This is a genomic window from Daejeonella sp., from assembly GCF_037719425.1.
Classification (GTDB): Bacteria; Bacteroidota; Bacteroidia; order Sphingobacteriales; family Sphingobacteriaceae; genus Daejeonella.
In genome coordinates this window covers 1-3,969 of sequence record NZ_JBBJNI010000221.1, presented here as the reverse complement: position 1 = coordinate 3,969, position 3,969 = coordinate 1, and the positions used below count along the sequence as shown (strand labels likewise).

Sequence of the window (3,969 nt, the reverse complement as noted above, 5' to 3'; positions counted from 1 at the left end):
TTGGTTGCGGTGTAATCTCAGGAAACTGATAAGCCGACACATAAAATTAGAAATGCTCTCGATAAATCGAGGGCATTTTTATTTACCAATCCCGCGGAACAAAGCATTCATGGTGTTTTAGTATCTTTGCATTTTATTGATCCCCGCCGTTTTAGAGTCTAGGAAGCATGATAGATATTGGAAAGTTCAATGAACTTAGGTTCATCAAAAAAACAGATCCTGGTTTAATTCTCACAGATGGTGAGAAAGAAGTGGTTTTACCTTACGTTCATGCTCCGCAAGAGGCTGAGATAGGCGACAATATGCATGTGTTCGTGTATATCCACAGTGACGGGAGATTGATGGCTACCACTGAAACTCCTATCGCGATGGTTGATGAGTTTGCGTTTTTAGAAGTGGTTGACGTGAATGAACAGGGCGCCTTTCTGAACATGGGTATCGGCAAGGATGTATTTGTTCCTGAGCGGGAGCAAAAACGTCCCATGAAGGTTGGCCAGAAGTATGTTGTGTTCCTTTACACTGATGAGAGAAACGAACGAATTACTGCATCTTCGCGCCTGACAGATTTTATTGATCAGGATATGCATGATCTCGAAGAGGGCGATGAAGTTAGTCTGCTCATTTTTGATGAAAGCGACCTGGGATATAGTGCCATCATCAACCAAAAATACGCCGGCTTGCTTTATCACAATGAAGTATTTGAAGATCTTCAGCCCGGAGATGTAAAACGCGGCTTCGTCAAGAAAATACGGGAAGAAAATAAGATAGATCTAAGTCTGCAGGTAATTGGTTTCAGGCATATTCTTGATCTGAAGGATTCTTTGCTGTTAGAGCTTCAGGAGAATGGGGGCATTATAAACCTCGGGGATAAAAGCTCACCGGAAGAAATCTATAACCAGTTAAAGATCAGCAAAAAGGCTTTTAAGAAGGCAATTGGCAGCCTTTATAAGGAGCGATTAGTGCTGGTTTCAGATGATTCGGTGAAATTGGCACCTCCATCAAGTGAAAAAATTGACCAAAACGCTGACTAAATATTTGCTATTCAGCCAGAAAAGAGTTAATATTAGTTAGCGGATTGTGCATCAAATATTACTCCTATGAAACCTGCATGAGCCTGCCTGCCGGCACGCGGGTTCATCACCTTTAAAAATAAATTATATACAGATGAAAACTGGCTTCCTAACATTCAGCATTTTATTACTCTGTTTCATTTCATTAGCACAGAATGTAATTCCTTCTGCAGCTATTCAAATCCAAACTGCCGTGCTTGCAGCTCCAGCTGATAAACGTGACAAGGCAACCGTTCTGGGTTACAATGCCAAAGGCGAATTTGTGAAATTGAGAAAAGGTACTAACGAGATAATCTGTCTGGCCGATGATCCTAAAGTGAATGGCTTAAGTGTAGCCGCATATCATCAGGATCTTGATCCTTTTATGAAACGCGGACGCGATCTCAGATTTTCAGGAAAATCATCAAAAGAAGCTACAGATCTGCGCGATAAGGAAGTTAAAACCGGAAAACTGCTTATGCCTAAGCAGCCGACTACTCTTTATGTCTATACGGCTAAAGCAGAAAATTACGAAGCCAGCACCGGCACTATCAAAGACGGTTTCCTTAGATATGTAATCTATGTGCCTTATGCTACTGCTGAAAGCACAGGCCTACCTACAAAGCCAGATGTGCCTGGAATGCCCTGGCTAATGGATCCAGGTTCTCATAGAGCTCACATTATGATTACCCCCGCTCCGAAAAACTGATCGCTTTGTCATTTTTATGTCATAACGAAACTGCCACATTCTATGCGGCTCTGACGTGAGTTGCAATGAAAATGGCAGTCGAATGTCTTCTAAAAATCGTCCATATCAAGCTATAACTGTAGCTTTTTTGACCAAATCAGTGTCTGCTTTCCTTATCAATTACTGTATACAAAGGTATACACTGTCCTGATTATACTTCACAAAATAAAGCGTGAGATACAAAAAAAACCTGTTTTAAGAAAACAATTCAAAATATGTGCCGTTATAGATGAAACCTTTCTTAAACCGATTATCACAACGATCAAGTTTAACTGAGAAAAATTATGAAGATTCACTTTAAGCAAGGAAAAATTATGAAAAAATACATTTATCATGTACTTGTGCTGGCACTTGGTTATGGAATTGGTTTTGCGTACAATGCAAAAGGTATTTTGAATGCAGCCGAAACTGCAGGCTCTTACAGAAGTGGTGCACCTGGCGATTTCTCTGAGAAAGCCCTGATAGCTTTAATGAAGGAGCTTAAGATAAAATATCCTGAGGTCGCTCTGTCACAAGCCAGACTTGAGACTGGTAATTTCACATCGGATATCTTCAAAGAAAATCATAATCTGTTTGGGATGAAGATGGCGGAGTTAAGGCCGACCTCAGCAGTTGGTGTAAACAGAGGACATGCTCTCTACACAAACTGGAGAGAATCTGTAATTGATTACGCATTATTCCAAAGCTTTACAATCTCCCGCTTAAAAAATATAACTAAAGATGCTTACCGTGAGCATATCCAGAAATATTACTCGGAAACTTCTGATTATTTAGTGAGAATTGATCGTGTTGGAGTTGACAAGATCGACGACGTCTTTAAAGTGAAGTTATAATCACGGATTTGTCTTCCGATTAATAAACGAATCTCTTTTCATGGTGCGGGCAGCTACTACTGCACTGATAAACATAAATATAGCGCCGGCAAAGAAAGGCGCACCGGCAAACTTAACAGGCACACCGGGCCTGGTGAACCAAGCAAAAAGGTTGGTCATTAATAAAGGACCAACAATAGAGGTTGCGCTCATCAGGCTCGCGAGAGCCCCTTGTAATTCTCCTTGCTCATTCTTGGGCACATTCCCGGAAATTATAGACTGAAGGGCCGGGCCGGCGATACCACCCAGACAATAGGGAATCAGGAATACGAACATCATCCAGCCCTGATTCGCGAAGGCAAATAAGAACAATCCCAGCGAGTACAGTCCCAGACCAACATAGATACTTTTCTCGTCACCCAGCTTTGGGTTAGTATAACGGATCAATACTCCCTGAACGAGAGCGACTAATAAGCCTACAACTGTAAGCGATATCCCCATAAGTGCATTGCTCCAGTTGAATTTCTCAATATTGAAAAACGTCCAGGTACTTTGGACAGCATGCGCAGATATGTAAACAAATATCAGCGACACGATCAAGCCGCCTACTCCTTTATACTTTTTCAATTGCAGCAGTGATCCCATAGGATTGGCGCGCTTCCACTCAAAAGACCTGCGGTGCTCTTTGGTCAGCGATTCCGGCAAAACAAAATAGCCATAGATGACATTTAGGAATGTTAGGCCAGCAGCAGCTATGAAGGGTACCCTTGGTCCAAGCTCACCAAGTAGTCCACCCAAACCGGGCCCTATGATAAACCCCAACCCAAATGCGGCGCCAATCATCCCAAAGTTCTGTGCCCGGTTCTCATCAGTACTTATATCTGCTATGTAAGCAGTCGCTGTTGTGAAACTGGCTCCGAACACACCTGCAATTATTCTTCCTAAAAACAGCCACCAAATGCTGGGCGCGAGTGAAAGAAAAATATAGTCTATTCCGAAACCCAACAACGATAAAAGTAGAACGGGCCTTCTACCGTATTTGTCGCTCAGGTTTCCAATAATCGGAGCACAAACGAATTGCATAATGGCATAAGCAAAGGTCAGCCAGCCACTCCATTGTGAAGCTTCACTAATATTGCCGTTTGTCAGTTGCTTTATCAACTCTGGAAATACCGGAATGATCAGCCCCAGCCCTGTTACGTCAATTAACAAGGTAATAAAGATGAAGCTCATCGCAGCTTTGCGGGAAGTAGGCATATGAAGAATAACGATTAAAGATCAAAGAACAAAGATTAGTATGTCTTGTGTCTTGTCCTGAAATAGGTTGACAAATTAAGTCACTTAAAAACAGGATAACATG

At 42.0% G+C, this 3,969-nt stretch carries 4 protein-coding genes; 3 read left to right on the top strand and 1 reads right to left on the bottom strand.

Annotation, left to right across the window (positions count from 1 at the left end):
• Positions 1-167 precede the first annotated feature (167 nt).
• The 3 genes from WKF69_RS18725 (at position 168) to WKF69_RS18715 (ending at position 2,630) form a co-directional block, all read left to right on the top strand.
• Positions 168-1,031: a S1-like domain-containing RNA-binding protein gene (locus tag WKF69_RS18725; protein WP_340383954.1), complete on the top strand. Its 864-nt coding sequence runs from the start codon at positions 168-170 to the stop codon at positions 1,029-1,031.
• Positions 1,032-1,164: 133 nt separating this feature from the next.
• A complete protein-coding gene (locus WKF69_RS18720) occupies positions 1,165-1,758 on the top strand; it encodes a hypothetical protein (protein ID WP_340383952.1) in 594 nt (197 codons plus the stop codon).
• Between the two features lie 353 nt (positions 1,759-2,111).
• The gene (locus WKF69_RS18715; protein WP_340383950.1) at positions 2,112-2,630 is read left to right on the top strand and encodes a glucosaminidase domain-containing protein; all 519 of its coding nucleotides are present in this window, start codon (positions 2,112-2,114) and stop codon (positions 2,628-2,630) included.
• Here the strand turns inward: WKF69_RS18715 and WKF69_RS18710 are convergent, their stop codons facing one another.
• Positions 2,631-3,866, bottom strand: coding sequence for a TCR/Tet family MFS transporter (locus tag WKF69_RS18710; protein ID WP_340383948.1), 1,236 nt, complete (start codon positions 3,864-3,866; stop codon positions 2,631-2,633).
• Between the last annotated feature and the right edge of the window lie 103 nt (positions 3,867-3,969).